The sequence below is a fragment of the Corynebacterium sp. HMSC078A10 genome (assembly GCF_001811565.1).
GTDB classification, from domain to species: Bacteria; Actinomycetota; Actinomycetes; order Mycobacteriales; family Mycobacteriaceae; genus Corynebacterium; species Corynebacterium hesseae.
The window spans coordinates 1-15,921 of record NZ_KV805186.1 but is presented as its reverse complement, the minus strand read 5'-3'; the positions used below and the strand labels follow the sequence as shown (position 1 = coordinate 15,921).

Sequence of the window (15,921 nt, the reverse complement as noted above, 5' to 3'; positions counted from 1 at the left end):
TTAAATGATTCTGCCAGGGCATTATCGGCACTAGTTCCCACCGCGCCCATGGATTATCAGCTAAAAGAAGTAGTTCTTCAGCGAATTCGCGTGCTTGGCTGGGGGGAGGTAAGTACCGTTTCGACAGGGGTGCCTTCATCCGAAGTGAAATACATGCAGACAAGACGTGTTCCGTCGGGAAGCTCCCCAACTCCCGTGAGTACACCTTCTAAGTCTTCTAGGACATTTGTTACTTCAAATCCTGGGGGTAAATGGTCGACGTTACCCAGGAGGGGAGTAACTAGGGAACGCAGAGTATCCGCGATTTCTGATATCTCTATCTTTTCGTTGACTATCTTTAAAACGAGGCGTTCAGCGGCGTCTGCATCAACTTCTCCAAGCAAGGGGCCTACTGCCAAGTTCAGTCTGAGGAATAACCAGCAAGCAGCCCAGCCGGTCCGCTTATTGCCGTCAAGGAGACTTTGGGTAGTATAGAAGGAATGCAGTAATGCTGCGGCCTTATCCCAATAAGTGCATCGCTTCCGTTACTTTCAGTGTCCGATAGGCAAACGTCTTGCTGATGGTGAACGAAGCTACCAATCTCAGTCAGGCTGGGAGGGGTGATTTCCAGCTTTCAAGCTGAGCGATGACGGTGGGAGCGTTGCGCACGAGAGTGGTTTTCCACGACAGGTTACCCTCTTTTTGAAGCCTTCCAATCAGGGTGATGGGATGAACCCCTAGGTGGTCGGCTTGTTCTTTAATCCAGGATGAGTGCACACGATCAGGAACCGCCGGTAAAGGGCTAGAGATCACGAGTTCGCTGGCGAGCTGGTCTGCCTGGGCTTCATTATTGGCACTGTCATCTGATAGGTCATCGAGGATAACCTCGCCATTGTCGACAAGGTGACCCAATAATATATGGGCTGTCTCATGCAGGATGGTAAATAGTATCTTATCGAGCCGTTTCCCTCGTCCCGATATGCCAATTACGGGGTGCCCGTCGACCATCATGGCACAGCCGTCGAGTTTTCCTCCCGGAAAAGCCTCCACATAAACAAGTTTCACCCCTACCTCGGCGAACAGAGTCTGGAACTCAGCAAACGCCTGCGGGTCACATGCTCTACTCGACAGCGTCCGGGCGAGGTCTTCTAGTGCCTTACGGGAGTAGGGGGCAGCCTCGAGAACGCTGGCAGTTGCTCTAACGCAAGCTGCCCACGCTTCCTGCAGAACAGTGACCTTTTCCTCGCAGTTACTACGGCGGGCGGCGAAGCTTATCCCCAAGGGATCTTCAAAGGATTTCTTGCCAAATAAGTTCAGCACCTCGCATGCCTGACTTTGTACGTCGGTGGCGGTGATGTATCCCCGCTTGACGAGCAGAGAGACGGGGGCTAACTCTCGTAACTGTGCGCGGGTTTTCACGACGTTGAGGTTGTTCTGCGTCCGGTCGTCCTGGGACTGCTTCCATAACAGGTAGGAGTCCTGGAGGTTAAGCCAGAATTCCGCGGAGGTGCCCAGGGCGGCACCGATCTGGGCTGCGGATTCGCGCGTAATCTCCTTTTTTCCGGAAATAATCTCCGAGACAAACTGTGCCGGACGTCCGAGCACCTCGGCAAAGTCGGCCTGAGTCCATCCACGTGTGTCTAGCTCGTCAGCGAGGATCTCTCCGGCCGGGAATAGCTCCGCCGCAATTGGAGCATTCATGAGTTCACCTTCTCTCAGTGGTAATCCACCATTTCAATAACGATGACCACGCGGCCGTCGCTGTTGGTTGCGAATTTGAGGATGAGTCGAAACTGCTTGTTCAAGCGGATCGAAGAGGTCCCGGCTCGGTCGCCTTTCAGTTGTTCCAGATGTAACGACCGCATGGCCCGCAGGTCGCGTTCATCCACGGCCCCCTTCAGGATCTGGATTTTCTTACGATATGCCTTGATGATGTCCGAACCCCATCGTTTGGGGATATAAGAGGCATCCTCGGCCACTCGTTGAAGTTCGTCGTCCTCGAAGAGGATGCGCACCAAGTCCACCTCGTCCAGTTCACTAGTGCCGCGCCCAAATGACGTGACCCTTCCCTCTCTACTTATTTAAGGCTCATCACCCTTCGTATGAAGTACGATATCTTATATGTGCCGATTTCACAAGATGGAACCAGACATAAAATAGGGGTACACCCTATTGTTACGCCGGTCTGGGGCAGAATGTTTCCTGTAAAATAGGGCCGTTCCTAGCATTGTTTTACACGTGTCTAGCGGGGTCTAGGCCTTATGTTTACAGAAAGTGGTGAGTGTGGTGTTATCGTCTGACGGTTTCCATATTGAAAGTCATATTGACTCTGTGCCCGCGTTGGCGCGGGTGAAAGATCTGCATGGTGGACTCTCGTCGGGGCAGCAGGCGTTGGGCAGGATTGTGCAATCTTTGCTTGCTAACGCTGATGGTCTCGACGGCATTCAGCTTTATGCCCTCTCGGATGCAATCGAGTCGTATCGTGATGCGGTCATTGCCCAGGAGAATGCTGCCTTTCGACCCTCGCGGGGCGAAGACTAATGGGCAAAAGCTCTGGTTCGCGTGGGCAGCGGGTGGGCTATATCCGTGTTTCCACGGTGGAGCAGAATAATCAGCGCCAGAAAGAACTACTGTCCACGTCTGGAAGTATTGACCGGTTCTTTGAGGATAAGATTTCCGGCCGCACTAAGACCGAGCGTCCTGGGCTTAGGGAGTGTATGGCGTATGTGCGCGACGGTGACGAACTCGTTGTCTCGTCGATTGATCGCCTCGCCCGCTCGCTTACGGATCTGCGCGGTATTGTTGATGAACTCACCAACAAAGGTGTGACTGTTACTTTTCTGCATGAGAATCTCGCGTTTGCGAAAGACACTACAGATCCACGCGCGGATCTAATGCTCGGTATTTTGGGGTCGTTTGCGGAGTTTGAGCGGGCCATTATCCGCGAGCGCCAGGCGGAAGGTATTGCACTGGCGAAAAAGGCCGGAAAGTACAAAGGCCGCAAGCCTGCTCTTAGCCCGCAGCAGGTGGCGGAGATTAAGAGGCGCGTGCTGGCGGGGGAGTCAAAGGCAGCGCTCGCGCGAGAGTTTGGGGTAACCCGCCCAACCGTGTATCGGGCGCTGAAAAACACCTAAAGCGGCGCAGCCGTGATGGCAGATCAGCGCGCCTATGAGCCCCATCCTATGTCTTACCATATGGCGGGACATATGTTTAGGTATATGTTATAGCGTATGTTCCGCCATACGCTAATGTCAGATGCGAGTTTTTGGTACCGGTGTTCTGGGGACTCGGTACTGTCGTGTTCCGGGTAGTTGGTACCGGGCCGAGGGGTGCGTCGGCCCGGACCGTTAGTCTTAGTTGTCTGGGGTGGTGGGTGCGGTGGCTTTGCGCATGTCGAAGTCTCCGATATGGATTCGGTGGCCGTTGTTGAGGCGGCTTACGAGTGAATCGGCTCCGACTCTGTCTGGCAGTGTTTCAACCCAGTAGGCGGCGGCTGATTGGGAGGAGATCAGTGTTGGGAGCCTTCCGTCGCGGTCGAATATGATCTTGGTTAGGTCTTCTTGCCCGCGCTGGTTGATGCTGATGGTCATAAAGTCGTCGATGATAAGGACATCGACGTTGATCAGTTTCCGCATTTTATCGAGGTAGTTTTGGTCAGTCGGTGAGAAGACCGCCAGCATGTCTACAAGTTGATCCAGCCGGTAGTACGCCACGGAATATCCGGCTTTGCATGCGGCGATGCCGATGGCGCAGGCAATGTATGTCTTGCCTGTTCCGGTCGGTGCGAGGATGTGAATATTGGTCGGGTTTTCCCGCCAGTTGGTTGCTGCGATTCGTTTCAGCTGGCGCATGTTGATACCGCGTTGTTCTGCCCGGGTGATTTCAGCCAGGCTTGCATCCGGGTATCGGAATTGTGCCTGGGTGATGGCCTTGGCGATATTGCGCTGTTGGCGTTGTGTGTAGGCTTCTTCGACTGCGGCGAGGAAGATGTCTTCTGGTAGCGCATCCGCATAGGCCTCGTCGTTGACAACCTCGTAGAAGATGTCAGCGAAGGTTGATACGCGAAGCTTGCGCATTTTCGCCCGCACAATCTCGTCGTCGATGCTGCTCATGATTTTTCACACTCCTTCTAGTTTTCGTAGTGGTCAGCAGGCCGGATAAAGACGGCATCGGCCACGTCGCCGGTAAGCGGGGTACTTGGGCGTGGTTGGCGCTTGGACACAGGCTGTGTTTTGGGCCCTGGTGCCCAGGGATGTTGTTGGGCGTGGGCAATGTCAGTCTGGATGCGTTTGATCACTGCCATTGTTGGGGCCAGTTTCTTGTCCACGACCTGCTGGCATGCCGGTTCGAGGGTGGCTTTGTTGTGCTTTTTGCCCAGGTTGGCCAGCACGTTGCGTGCCTGGATGAGTCCGCGGGGTACGGCGGCACTATTGCGGTCGAGGATCATCGCTATGACTGCGTGCGTTGCTGCCCCAAACGACGATGCCCAGGCCAAAAGCTCATCACGGGTAAGCGCCTTGTGGCCTTCATCATCGCCACGCGGCCCATGCTGAGGGTTTGTGGAATACCGGTATTTGAATCCGTGAAGGCGCGTGTGTTCAGCAACAAGCTGCTCCCCGTTGAAGACGCTCACCAGTTGCGGGGTGAGCCTGACTGTTACCGATTCTCCTACCAGCTGAAATGGCACTGAATAGTACTGGTAGTCACAGGTGATGTGCCAGTTGCGATCGACTTTAAGCCGCTTATAAGACACTTCCGTAAACGGCGTCGGCGGAAGGTCTCGCATCATTGGTGCCTCTTCTTTATCAAAGCGCATCTGCCGTGTTGAGCCATCAGGCCGCGTCATTGCGCCGTTGATATCGACAAGACGCTCCGCGATCGCCTCATTAAGCTCATCAAGGCTATAGAAGACTTCGTTGCTGAAGTAACCCAGGATTTTGGTGTAGGCGATTTTCACGGCACGCTCTACCGCTGCCTTGTCGCGTGGCCTGCCGGGCCTAGTCGGCACGATCGTGACGCCGTAATAGTCTGCAAACGCTGCGTAGCGGTCAGTGACTACCCGGTATGTAGAGGTCTTCTTCGGCCGATAAGTCGCCGTAGAAGCATTATCTGGCACGATGACCGCTGGTACTTTGCCAAGATAATTCAACGCCTTAACATGGCACTCAATCCACGCCGGCATCTTCTCATTCGCAGCAGCAGTAACGTACATCAGCCCTGAGTACGGGCTGACCGCGACAAACAATGACGCCTTGAACACGGTGTCACCACTGGCCTGATCCGTCACTGGCACTTTGTCCCCGGCCCAGTCAACGTAAAGCTCTTGGCCTGGCTCATGGGTGATAACTTCGACGAGATCGTTGGCACGCAGAAATTCATTGAGCCCACTGCAGAACTGGGAGTACTGGTACTTTGTCTTATCCGTCGGACAAGGCTGCGACAGGTTGCGTCCACTAGCGTGGTGTATCTGTTACCCGGGTGAAGCCTCGTTTCGGTGCGCATAAAGGCGACCACCGCGGGTACCTTTCGAATCAACTCTTACCTATCCTCGAAAGGAAGTAACCCGCGATGGCCACTGACCCTCATCATATCGATCCGACCGCGTATCTGGAAGAATTGCTCACTCAGGCTTCCCCTGACTTGATGCGCCAGATGCTTACAGACTTCATCAATCAGATCCTCTCGGCTCAAGCAGATAGTGTTTGCGGCGCCGATTACGCCACAGTTTCTCCTCAGCGGACTAATACCCGCAACGGCTACCGCCACCGCAGGCTCGATACCCGCGTTGGCTCGCTTGATATTGCTATCCCGAAGCTGCGTAGCGGGGCATTCTTCCCTGAATGGCTCCTAGAACGGCGTACCCGCACCGAAAGAGCTCTAACTACCGTGATAGCGACGTGTTATCTCAAAGGGGTCTCCACTAGGCGTATGAATGACCTGGTAGCTTCTTTAGGCATTGACAATCTGTCGAAATCACAGGTATCTGATATGGCCAAAGAACTCGACGACATGGTCGTTGACTTTCGTACCCGTCCTTTAGATAGCGGCCCTTATTTCTACCTGTCGTGTGACGCGCTGACGATGAAAGTTCGCGAAGGCGGAAGAGTCGTCAAAACCAGTGTGCTTATCGCTACCGGTGTCAACAACGACGGGTACCGAGAACTGTTGGGCATGCAGATCGCCACATCGGAATCCGTGGAATCATGGACTGGGTTCTTCCAAGACCTTAAAGCCCGCGGACTTGGGCAAGTCTATCTAGTTACCAGTGATGCTCACTTGGGAATCCAGGCCGCTGTTGGCCAAGTACTGCCGACAGCCAGCTGGCAGCGCTGCCGCACGCATTTTGCTAAGAACCTCTCCTCCAAGGTGTCCAAACGTCAGTGGACCACACTATCTGGAATGTTTCATTCCATCTTCCAGCAAGCCGACGCTCAAGCCACGTGGGACCAAGCACGTGAGGTTGTTGAGTTTTGCCATGAGCGTTTCCCTGATGTCGCCGACTACCTAGAGGAGTCATTAGATGAAATCCTTGCATTCACACTAACGCCTAAGCCTGTGTGGACGAAGGTGTGGTCGAACAATCCGACAGAACGGCTGAATCGGGAGATCCGGCGGCGTACCGACGTTGTAGGGATCTTTCCTAACCGCAGGTCTGTAATCCGCCTGGTCGGCTCTGTACTAGCCGAGCAACATGATGATTGGATCCAACAAAAGCGCTACATGTCGCTGGCGAGCTTGGAGCAAACCCGAAACCTCATAGCCGCCAACACCTTCAATGACAGCAACACGAAGACCACCGAAGAAGCAGCCTAATGAACCGACATCAACCCCGAGCCGGCCCCTAACACCACCGATGACACTGTCCCTCGATTCAGAAAGAACAGATACACCACTTCCACGGACTTGACCCTGCGACACGTAGTCCATCCACAGCTTATGCCTGGTCACATGCTTCGTACTTTTCAGCTTGCGTGCAAGAGCATGAAAATCAGGCTGGTCGTAGGACATCGTCCGCTTACTCCGGCCATCACTGAATCGATCATCGAACCATCCCGGTGGGAGCTGACGGAAGCGCTCTGGAGTTAGTTCCTCATCGTTGATGACTTTCTTTGCTCGGGATACTTCTCGTCGTGAACATCCCAATGCATGTGTGATCTGCGCGTAGCTAGCACCATCGAGGCACATCGCGATGATCTGTTTGAAGTTGGCCACAAGGACCGGCTCCTTCCAAGTAGAAGTTGACGCAACACCAGCGGATTGTGGTGTCGCCAACATCAACTATGAAAGAAAACCCCTTGCAGTACCGGGTACGTGGAACACCGGTACCAACTACGCAGACTCGCGGTACCAACTACCCCAAATCGACACGCTAAAGCATATGTCTAGTAATACGTAGCCCTAGCTGCTCTTTCACACGTCTAGTTAGGGCGTTGGGCGGAGAAATCGACGGACTTGAGTGCGGCTACGAGTAACTCGGTGCGCGTTTCCCACCGTGGAAAGCTGCGATACGGGTCGGAGGCGACATTATGCTGCGAGTCCAGTCGGGTAAGAGAGACGGACAATGGATAAGCACTCATTGGGCACACTCAGCCATAAAGGAAAAGACCCTGAAACCACTTCCGGAAGGAAGCTGGAGTGGCAATCAGGGTCGTAGCTCCTATCACTACTTTCGTGCAGAGAACTGCACGAGGACTAAACCGCCTTTTTGGAAGCCCGTTTAAATAGAAAAAGCGTGGAGACCAAGAGGATTAGTGAGAGTAGGAGCCACATTAAGGTGTAAAGCGTCTGCGTTTGCCAGAACGCTGAATTTGGATAAAAATCAACCAAGTATTTTCCGTTTTCGATTGGCTCCGCTTCAAGAATATCGCCGGGGACTGGAAGAAGGGCTGGATCTGGGTGCGGTCCTGAAAATTCCCCCTTTTCAACGGGAAGAAGGGGATTAAGCCAAGAGGCTCCTGTCGTTCCCACCAATAGGCCTAATGCAAAAGTTATGGCCACGGCAGGAATTGATTTTTTAAAAACTACGCCAGCAATCGAAGCAATAGACACCATTAGTACCGTCACCACAGCTGGGTAGAGGGCATGGCCAGCGATGTACGAGTACGACATCATGTTTTTAACTTGGTTCAACCCGTCCGAGCGTAGCTGACTGACTTCCACAATCCCCCATACACAAGCTCCGAAGATTAGTGCTGAGATTAGAGGGCTAATAATACGGCAGAAAAACCACTTGGAGGAAGAGAGATCTTGGCTTAAGGACCAGACAACAGACTTCGTCTCAAATTCTTTAGAGAATAAAGCCACTGCCCACACAATTCCAGCGAACATGGGGACAATGCCTGCCAGCATTTCTGTCATGCCAAGAAAAGGCTTGAAATTGACTTCGTATGTCGCTAGTAATGCTAGTAACACAAGAATTGCCGCACATGATAGCCAAGCGGGTCGGTCGATTTTGAAGTAGTGCAAAGCTACTTTTAGCATTAGATGCCTTTCCTAGTCAGATGTTCAAGCACAAATTCTTCAAAGGCGCCATCTTTCTGCGAATCAATTTCTTCCCTCGCTACAGACGCAAGAAGATCCCCTTCTTCAATCACCCAAAGGTGGGTAAGTATTGCAGATAAATCAGACACGGTGTGTGACGATACTAGTATCCCAACACCGTCTTCTTTCGCTGCCTGTTCCAAGAGTTCTCGAACCCAGATTTTGACTACTGGATCTAGATCAGCCATGGGCTCATCGAGAATCATGAATTTCTTATTCCTAGCGAGAGAAATAATCAGCGCAACTTGAGTGTGCTGCCCACCAGACAATTGAGATACTTTTGATTTACCGGATATTCCGAGTGACTCAATTTTCTCTTTCGCCCATTGATAGTTAAAAGAATCGTTAATATCACGGGCTAGTCGAGTATGCTGCTCTACCGTAATACTTGAATAAAGCGGACGACCTTGTGATACGAAGGCAACCGAAGAAGATAGGTCGTCATCTTTCTCTTTTTTGTCCGACAGGACGTGAATCTTTCCTTCGGTAGGCATAAGGTGGCCTGTCAGTGCTGACATTATGGTTGATTTTCCAGCCCCATTTCGCCCTACCATTGCCACGATGTCACTGGATCTCAGCTTTGACGAAAAATTGTTGATGATGACTCTATTCCCACGGATTATTTTTATTCCGTCGGCGACAAGCGAGCTTGTCATTTTCTTCCTTTCTGTAAAACGGTGCAGCCACGAAAATCACCTGCCTAGGTACGTAACAAATGGACATGCGAAGATCTAGCAACAATACATTTAAATCAAGCTTTTCATATTTATTAACTACACACAGTTCTTTAACCTACGAGTAACCTGCGCAATCCGATTTAGAGAAAACATTCTCCACACGACGAGATTGATGAGTCCAAGTACGGCTACGAGTGTCTCTGTGTGCATTTTGCCTCGTGGGCGGCTTTTATAAAGGCAAGGGTGGAATCATGCTTCTAGGTCTCGTCAGGTGCGGCTGCTAACGTTATTTCTGGTTCACAACCACCCCCCGCTACTCGTGGTGGGGTGTGGGCGTGACTTCCTCGTCGGTGCGCGGTAAGGCCCGCGCGTGACGTGGGCTGTCCCGCGCGCCCTTTTTCAGGCGAGCGGACAACCCTACGACGCAAAGGGAGGTAGACAATGGGTAAACACTCATTGGATACACCCGGTCAGGGTTAAGGGTCAAAATGTGTGTCTGGTTCGGCGTGTCGGTGGGGTTAGATTTGCCAGCTTCCAGGCCGGCTGACTGGGCGTAGACGGTGTAAGTGAAGTCCTAGTCGTTGGGATAATCAGTACGGCCGACGGTGCGCTAGGAAACACCGGCCAGGCAGCTTTTCTACTACGCAACCGTCCCAACGTGCGCGACACTAGAGCCAATTCTTTGAGCTAGTTCCGTTCAGGTTGTCGGCGCAGCGCAGCAGGCGATGGGCCGGGCAAATACTGCTGCATTGGGGGCATCGGGGTGAATCTTGATGGCGGAGAGCCACCTGGTTTAAACCGCCATCGGTCGAAGCTTCGGCTGTCCGATTTGTTGCATTTTGTATCTTCACCGCAGTAGCAGTGTGGTCGAACGACCGTCTTCTACCACAGATTGGCAGCCACACCGGGGTTTTAGCGTCCCAAGGCCAGATATATGCTCCCGAAGCGTATATTTGACGTTAACTCAAAGGTCAGAGCCTAAAAATCCGCGTTTCCAGACACACTTTCTGACCCTTAACCCCCCGGTCACAAGAGAAAAGACCCCGCCACCAAAGGAGCTGCAATCCTTAACTTGGTGAGCGGAGTCCTCAACGTTGTGACCGCTACCGTGAGGCTCATCGCGGTGATGCTTCACGTGGGTCTTTAGGCCCGAGGGTCTCAACGAGCTGGCACTCGTTGGGGCCCTTTTTATTGTGCAGCCGCAATTCAGGGATGAACTGTGCTGTCACGTTTTAGGCTAATGTGCGCGCGGAGGTTTCGCAATACTCCCACACTAGGGCCGTAGCTACCTTTTCTCTGCTGCGGGCGGGAATCTGTGTAGTCGTTCGCCCACCTCTGTGCGCCCGTGAGTCCTGCCATATGGCAGGACATATGTTTAGGCATATGTTATAGCGTATGTTTCGCCATATGCTAAGGCATATGTTCTGTTTTATGTGGGTTTAGCTGCTGGTTCTTGCGTTTAGGCGGAGTCCGAAAATGGTAATCCACAGGGCTAGTAGGACGAAGGAGATGAGCAGTGCGGCCAGTTCTCGCGAAAGACCAACCTGGGTGAAAAGGAAGGAGGGGACAAGGATCATTGCTGCGCTTATGCTGCCTCCAAGCGCGGCGTAATACATACGGTCTTGTGGCTGTTCGCGGCGGATGGTCTGGATGATTAAGACTAAAACAACTGCGAGTGCGGCGAGGGTGAGGGCCGTGTACATTCCTTCTCCTTTCGGCTGGTGCCATTTTATCGGTGAGGGTGTGCACTCCGTAGGCGATATACAGCCTGCCCGAGCGGGCAGGTAGCTCGTAGGCTTATATGCTTAGTGGTTATGGCCCCTACGACTGTTTTTGACCGCGCTACCATTCGCCACAATCTCACCGAATTCAAACTCCGGTGGCTTGCCCACATTGAGCAGTGGAAGGCGGAAAACCGGCCTGCAACCGAGTCGAGTCACGACCAACAGTTCTGGGGAGACCTGCTCGACTGCTTCGGCGTCAACGCCCGCGACCTGTACCTGTACCAACGCAGTGCTAAACGCGCCTCGACGGGGCGCACCGGCAAGATCGACATGTTCATGCCCGGCAAGGTCATAGGCGAGGCCAAGTCCCTCGGCGTCCCACTGGACGACGCTCACGCCCAGGCCCTCGATTATCTGTTGGGCGGTACTATCGCGAACTCGCACATGCCGGCCTATGTTGTCTGCTCCAACTTCGAGACCCTGCGGGTTACCCGTCTTAACCGCAACTATGTCGGCGATAGCGCCGACTGGGATATTACGTTCCCCTTAGAGGAGATTGACGAACACGTCGAGCAACTCGCTTTCCTCGCCGACTACGAAACCTCCGCTTACCGAGAGGAAGAAAAGGCTTCGCTGGAAGCCTCCCGCCTGATGGTGGAGCTCTTCCGCGCGATGAACGGCGACGACGTAGACGAGGCAGTGGGCGATGAAGCGCCCACCACGCCGGAAGAAGAAGACGAGCGCGTCATGCGCACCTCTATCTACCTCACCCGAATCCTCTTCCTTCTCTTCGGTGACGATGCGGGGCTGTGGGATACTCCGCATTTGTTTGCGGACTTTGTGCGCAATGAAACCACCCCAGAATCACTAGGCCCACAGCTCAATGAGCTATTTAGCGTCCTTAATACCGCCCCGGAGAAGCGGCCTAAGCGTTTGCCGTCGACGTTGGCGAAGTTCCCTTATGTCAATGGTGCGCTGTTTGCCGAGCCGTTGGCCTCGGAGTACTTCGACTACCAGATGCGCGAAGCATTGCTTGCTGCCTGTGACTTCGATTGGTCGACTATCGATGTCTCCGTCTTTGGTTCTTTGTTCCAGTTGGTTAAGTCTAAGGAAGCTCGCCGCAGCGACGGCGAGCACTACACATCCAAAGCCAACATCATGAAGACCATCGGCCCGCTTTTCCTAGACGAGCTTCGCGCCGAGGCAGACAAGCTGGTGTCTTCTCCGTCGACGTCGGTGGCCGCGTTAGAGCGCTTCCGCGATTCCCTTTCCGAGCTGGTCTTCTGCGACCCAGCCTGTGGTTCCGGCAACTTCCTCCTGCTGGCGTATCGGGAATTGCGGCGGATTGAAACAGACATCATTGTCGCCATCCGCCAGCGCCGCGGCGAAACAGGCATGTCGTTGAACATTGAGTGGGAGCAGAAGCTATCCATCGGCCAGTTCTACGGCTTTGAGCTGAACTGGTGGCCTGCAAAGATTGCCGAGACTGCCATGTTTTTGGTTGACCACCAGGCAAATAAAGAACTGGCGAACGCGGTAGGCAGGCCTCCTGAGCGGTTGCCGATTAAGATTACCGCCCACATTGTTCACGGCAACGCCCTGCAGCTTGATTGGGCAGACATACTCCCGGCTTCTGCTACCAAGACCTATATCTTCGGAAACCCACCGTTTAGAGGAGACGCCCGCGAAGAAGAGCAACAAGCAGACCTTGAACGCGCTTGGGCTGGAAGGACAGCGAAGATTTCTCGGCTCGATTTTGTCACTGGGTGGCACGCCAAGAGCCTGACTCTATTTGCCAACCGCTCCGGCTCGTTTGCCTTTGTGACCACCAATTCGATTACCCAAGGTGATCAAGTTCCTCGCCTCTTCGGCCCAATCTTTGCAGAAGGGTGGCGCATTCGCTTCGCTCACCGCACGTTTGCGTGGGACTCTGAAGCGCCCGGTAAAGCAGCAGTACATTGCGTTATTGTAGGGTTCGATCGTTCCCACTCTCCGCGCCCGCGACTGTGGGAATACCCGACCGTCAAAGCGGAGCCTAGACAGGTACCTGTTGAGCGAGGAATAAACGCCTACCTCGTCGACGGGCCAAATGTCCTCGTAGAGAAAGCTTCTAAGCCGCTCTCACTCATTATTGAAAAAACTTCCTACGGCTCGAAGCCAACTGACGGTGGAAATCTCATCATTGAGGAGGACGACTATGAATCAGTAATGGCGGATCCTCTCGCTGCGAAGTATGTCCATCCCTTTGTTGGTGCGCGAGAACTCCTTCATAACGGTCAACGCTGGTGTTTGTGGCTTGAAAATGCGGTGCCTAAAGACATTAAAGAATCTCCGATCCTTAAAAAGCGAACAACAGCGGTTAAAGAATTCCGTTCCGAATCCAAAGCCGCGAGCACCCGAGAGTTTGCCAGGTTCCCTTCTCTATTTAGGCAACGAGCAAAACAATCGGTTCCATACTTATGTATCCCTCGCCACGTGTCAGAAACTCGTGACTACTTCACCGTTGCCCGTTTTGATCCAGAAGTCATTGCTGGCGATGCAAACTTTGTCCTTCCCGATCCTGAGGGACTTCAGTTTGCTTTGATTTCTTCCTCCATGTTCATCACGTGGCAAAAGACAATTGGAGGACGAATTAAATCCGACCTCCGTTTCGGGTCAACACTGACGTGGTACACCTTCCCTGTGCCAGAATTGGACGAGAAGACGCGGCAGCGGATTATTAAGGCGGGCAAGAAGGTGCTCGACGCTCGCGCACTCCACCCAGAACGCTCACTCGCCGAGCACTACAATCCGCTTGCCATGGCACCTGAACTCATCAAGGCACACGACGCACTTGATCGAGAAGTAGACAAAGCGTTTGGTGCGCCCCGTAAGCTGACTACTGAGCGTCAGCGCCAGGAGCTGTTATTCGCCAACTACGAAAAGCTCATCTCGCACCAGTCCTAGGAACACTTGATATGCCTTGCCATATGGCGAGACATATGGTGTGGCATATGTCCCGCCATATGCTTTAACATATATCCGCCCGCATGGAGCACCGTGGTTAGTGTTTGTGCTGGCGGGCGTCTATATTTCTCGGGGTAGAAGTGGGGCGTAGCGGTTGAGAAGGTTGTCTAAAAAGCCCATAGCCTCAAGGTTAGAGGCCTCTACCGACATGCCGGCTTAAACGCTATCGAACATAACGACTGCATGGGTTTCTGTGGACAACTACACCAGCACCGTGTGGGTTATACACAGGGTGGGCGTGGTTGGTCTTTCGTGGCAGGCATGGGTGTGGTTGCCTTAGTGCCATGAGCACTTCGCAGGACTATCCGAACTCCACCCCAACTCCCGCTACTACGACCGCTGGGGAGGGTCAGCGGCGAGGGCCGAGCCTGCGGGATATTTCCCCACAGGAGTTAAATGCTGCCACCCAGTACATGATTGATGAGCTCATGAGCCAAGGCATGAGCGAGAAGGAAGCCATAGAGTATTTAGACGATCTGGATAGGAAGGCTATCCCTGATGATTTCTGGGAAAGCACCGACTAAGGACTAAGCCTGTTCCGGCTCCGGGGCGGTTAGAGCTCGGCGCTCTGGTCGTCTTCGTGCTGTTCCTCTAGCTCTGGTGCCGCGTCCGCCGTCTGGTTGTCGTGTGCGCTATCTGCGGCCTGGTAGCTGGTAGGTGCCTCGTCTAGTCCGAGGCTTGCGATGAAGTCGAGGCCTTCCTGTGCCCCTGGTGCAAGGTCTGTCTTGTAGTCAGTAAAGCGTGAGAGCACAGTATCGAGGTTGTTGCGCTCCTGTGGGCCTTGTGGGGTGGTGGCCTCGGGGCGGATAGTCTCTATCCATTGGTGTGCGCAGACATGCAGGCGGGTAGCGATAGTGTCGAGTTCCTCGCGGTTGAGGAAGTCTGGAACAGTGATGTCGCCTCGCTCAGTGGTCTGGTCTTTAAATAGGCCAGTAAATACGCGGGAGGCGCTGTCGATGAAAAACTCTGCGGTGGTCTTCCACCTGTCGTGGAATACGTCGGGACTGGTTTCCCGGTTTCCGAAAAGTCCTGAGCGGGCGCAGTCTTGTAGTGAGTTTTCGCGCAATGTACGCGTACTGGCGGTAAAGACTGCACGGGTAGCAGCGCTTAAGTTTCTTTCTAGTGGTTCGGTGGTGTTGATAGTTAGTCGGTAGCGCGGGCCAGCGTTTTCGTCCTGGGAAAGGGTGCGGAAGTTGGTCTTGGTGCTTTCGGCGGTGAGGTATGTGCCTACGGTGTGGGTGAGGTGAACGTCTACGAGGTTTGAGTCGTCGAGTTGTTCCAGCATGGTCTCTAGCAGCCACTGGCGTGTATCAGAGCGTTTAGCGCTCACGCGGTAGCGGTGGGAGGCTAAGCCTTTGGCGTTCATGCTGTCAGCATCGAGTGGGGCAGCAGACTGTGCGAGGTGTTCTAGTTCGTCTTTGCCCCAGCCCGGATAGGCAGCGGTGGAGTCTAGAAAGCGGCTCCAGGTGCGGGAGTCCTGCAGATTACTGTCCTGTGCTGTGGCGGTAGGGGCAGTGGGGTAGGTGTAGTTGAATCGGGTTTGGCTGTAGGCCTGCATGATGGAGGCACCAAGTTCTAATGGAGACGTGGTCTCTTGGGCTTCCAGGCGCTCTAGGATTGCTTCGAGGTTGCCTCGAAAGTTCGGGTCGTCGATGTAGCGCTTGTAGACCACTGCCTTGCCTTCCCTGTCCCGTGGTTCTTTTCCAAGAAAGTCTAGAAGACACAAGGTTACGTGGAGGGTTATAGGACTGTGGTTGTTGTGGGATGTTTTAGTGGCAACCAAATCTTTGATTTGGGCGGCAGCCCAACGAGCCGTAAGGCGAGGCGGGAGCAAGAACCGCAACCCGTAGTGAACGGTTTTGTTAGTTGATCGGCTCGGGATATAGATCTACAGGGATATAGTTATAAGCGACCTGGGAAAATAGATAAACCCGCAGGTAAAACCCTGTGGATAACTACCCCAGGGGTGGTAAATATGCGCACGAGGGGTGGTA

Annotated in this window: 13 protein-coding genes and 1 pseudogene; 5 read left to right on the top strand and 9 right to left on the bottom strand. The window is 53.6% G+C overall.

Features of this window, described 5'->3' with window-relative positions; translation table 11 throughout:
• Window positions 1-77: 77 nt before the first annotated feature.
• From HMPREF2808_RS13945 to HMPREF2808_RS02705, 3 genes and pseudogenes are all read right to left on the bottom strand, one after another.
• A pseudogene (locus tag HMPREF2808_RS13945) lies at window positions 78-494 on the bottom strand (hypothetical protein); the annotation flags it as partial.
• 91 nt (window positions 495-585) lie between these two features.
• The gene (locus HMPREF2808_RS02710; protein WP_070623592.1) at window positions 586-1,680 is read right to left on the bottom strand and encodes a HigA family addiction module antitoxin; all 1,095 of its coding nucleotides are present in this window, start codon (window positions 1,678-1,680) and stop codon (window positions 586-588) included.
• 14 nt (window positions 1,681-1,694) lie between these two features.
• On the bottom strand, window positions 1,695-1,994 hold the full coding sequence (locus tag HMPREF2808_RS02705) for a type II toxin-antitoxin system RelE/ParE family toxin (protein WP_023025236.1): 300 nt from the start codon (window positions 1,992-1,994) through the stop codon (window positions 1,695-1,697).
• 259 nt (window positions 1,995-2,253) lie between these two features.
• Between HMPREF2808_RS02705 and HMPREF2808_RS02700 the strand changes: the two genes are divergently transcribed.
• Entirely contained in the window at window positions 2,254-2,520 is a 267-nt protein-coding gene (locus tag HMPREF2808_RS02700) for a hypothetical protein (protein WP_210386952.1), read from the top strand.
• Complete coding sequence (locus tag HMPREF2808_RS02695; RefSeq protein ID WP_070623589.1) at window positions 2,520-3,113, top strand: recombinase family protein; 594 nt, start codon at window positions 2,520-2,522, stop codon at window positions 3,111-3,113. Before HMPREF2808_RS02700 ends, HMPREF2808_RS02695 begins: the two co-directional genes overlap by 1 nt.
• Window positions 3,114-3,332: 219 nt before the next feature.
• Here HMPREF2808_RS02695 and HMPREF2808_RS02690 read toward each other — a convergent pair whose 3' ends face one another.
• Window positions 3,333-4,091 (bottom strand): ATP-binding protein, encoded by a 759-nt coding sequence (locus HMPREF2808_RS02690; RefSeq protein WP_049377799.1) that lies wholly within the window; start codon window positions 4,089-4,091, stop codon window positions 3,333-3,335.
• A gap of 17 nt (window positions 4,092-4,108) precedes the next feature.
• Complete coding sequence (gene istA / locus HMPREF2808_RS02685) at window positions 4,109-5,350, bottom strand: IS21 family transposase (protein WP_246818498.1); 1,242 nt, start codon at window positions 5,348-5,350, stop codon at window positions 4,109-4,111.
• A gap of 197 nt (window positions 5,351-5,547) precedes the next feature.
• Here istA and HMPREF2808_RS02680 point away from each other — a divergent pair, with 197 nt between their 5' ends.
• Window positions 5,548-6,792, top strand: coding sequence for an IS256 family transposase (locus HMPREF2808_RS02680; RefSeq protein ID WP_049377767.1), 1,245 nt, complete (start codon window positions 5,548-5,550; stop codon window positions 6,790-6,792).
• Window positions 6,793-7,671: 879 nt separating this feature from the next.
• Here the strand turns inward: HMPREF2808_RS02680 and HMPREF2808_RS02675 are convergent.
• The 3 genes from HMPREF2808_RS02675 to HMPREF2808_RS02665 all read right to left on the bottom strand — a co-directional run bounded on the left by HMPREF2808_RS02675 (window position 7,672) and on the right by HMPREF2808_RS02665 (window position 10,900).
• Entirely contained in the window at window positions 7,672-8,460 is a 789-nt protein-coding gene (locus tag HMPREF2808_RS02675; protein ID WP_070623586.1) for an ABC transporter permease, read from the bottom strand.
• Window positions 8,460-9,176 carry an ATP-binding cassette domain-containing protein gene (locus HMPREF2808_RS02670; RefSeq protein WP_070623583.1) on the bottom strand — a complete coding sequence of 239 codons (717 nt, stop codon included), beginning with the start codon at window positions 9,174-9,176 and terminating at the stop codon, window positions 8,460-8,462. Before HMPREF2808_RS02670 ends, HMPREF2808_RS02675 begins: the two co-directional genes overlap by 1 nt.
• Before the next feature lie 1,460 nt (window positions 9,177-10,636).
• Window positions 10,637-10,900 carry a DMT family transporter gene (locus HMPREF2808_RS02665; protein ID WP_070623580.1) on the bottom strand — a complete coding sequence of 88 codons (264 nt, stop codon included), beginning with the start codon at window positions 10,898-10,900 and terminating at the stop codon, window positions 10,637-10,639.
• Between the two features lie 111 nt (window positions 10,901-11,011).
• On the opposite strand from HMPREF2808_RS02665, the gene HMPREF2808_RS02660 reads away from it, so the two are divergent.
• Window positions 11,012-13,867 (top strand): DNA methyltransferase, encoded by a 2,856-nt coding sequence (locus tag HMPREF2808_RS02660; RefSeq protein WP_070623578.1) that lies wholly within the window; start codon window positions 11,012-11,014, stop codon window positions 13,865-13,867.
• Window positions 13,868-14,211: 344 nt separating this feature from the next.
• Window positions 14,212-14,451, top strand: coding sequence for a hypothetical protein (locus tag HMPREF2808_RS13270; protein WP_141752573.1), 240 nt, complete (start codon window positions 14,212-14,214; stop codon window positions 14,449-14,451).
• Between the two features lie 29 nt (window positions 14,452-14,480).
• Here the strand turns inward: HMPREF2808_RS13270 and HMPREF2808_RS02655 are convergent, their stop codons facing one another.
• The gene (locus HMPREF2808_RS02655; RefSeq protein ID WP_070623575.1) at window positions 14,481-15,599 is read right to left on the bottom strand and encodes a hypothetical protein; all 1,119 of its coding nucleotides are present in this window, start codon (window positions 15,597-15,599) and stop codon (window positions 14,481-14,483) included.
• Between the last annotated feature and the right edge of the window lie 322 nt (window positions 15,600-15,921).

Excerpts from the sequence above, each read along its gene's own strand:
- HMPREF2808_RS02710 (WP_070623592.1), bottom strand. The coding sequence starts at position 1,680 with ATGAATGCTCCAATTGCGGCGGAGCTATTCCCGGCCGGAGAGATCCTC.
- HMPREF2808_RS02665 (WP_070623580.1), bottom strand. The coding sequence starts at position 10,900 with ATGTACACGGCCCTCACCCTCGCCGCACTCGCAGTTGTTTTAGTCTTA.
- HMPREF2808_RS02675 (WP_070623586.1), bottom strand. The coding sequence starts at position 8,460 with ATGCTAAAAGTAGCTTTGCACTACTTCAAAATCGACCGACCCGCTTGG.
- HMPREF2808_RS13270 (WP_141752573.1), top strand. The coding sequence starts at position 14,212 with ATGAGCACTTCGCAGGACTATCCGAACTCCACCCCAACTCCCGCTACT.
- HMPREF2808_RS02695 (WP_070623589.1), top strand. The coding sequence starts at position 2,520 with ATGGGCAAAAGCTCTGGTTCGCGTGGGCAGCGGGTGGGCTATATCCGT.
- HMPREF2808_RS02680 (WP_049377767.1), top strand. The coding sequence starts at position 5,548 with ATGGCCACTGACCCTCATCATATCGATCCGACCGCGTATCTGGAAGAA.
- HMPREF2808_RS02670 (WP_070623583.1), bottom strand. The coding sequence starts at position 9,176 with ATGACAAGCTCGCTTGTCGCCGACGGAATAAAAATAATCCGTGGGAAT.
- HMPREF2808_RS02690 (WP_049377799.1), bottom strand. The coding sequence starts at position 4,091 with ATGAGCAGCATCGACGACGAGATTGTGCGGGCGAAAATGCGCAAGCTT.
- HMPREF2808_RS02660 (WP_070623578.1), top strand. The coding sequence starts at position 11,012 with ATGGCCCCTACGACTGTTTTTGACCGCGCTACCATTCGCCACAATCTC.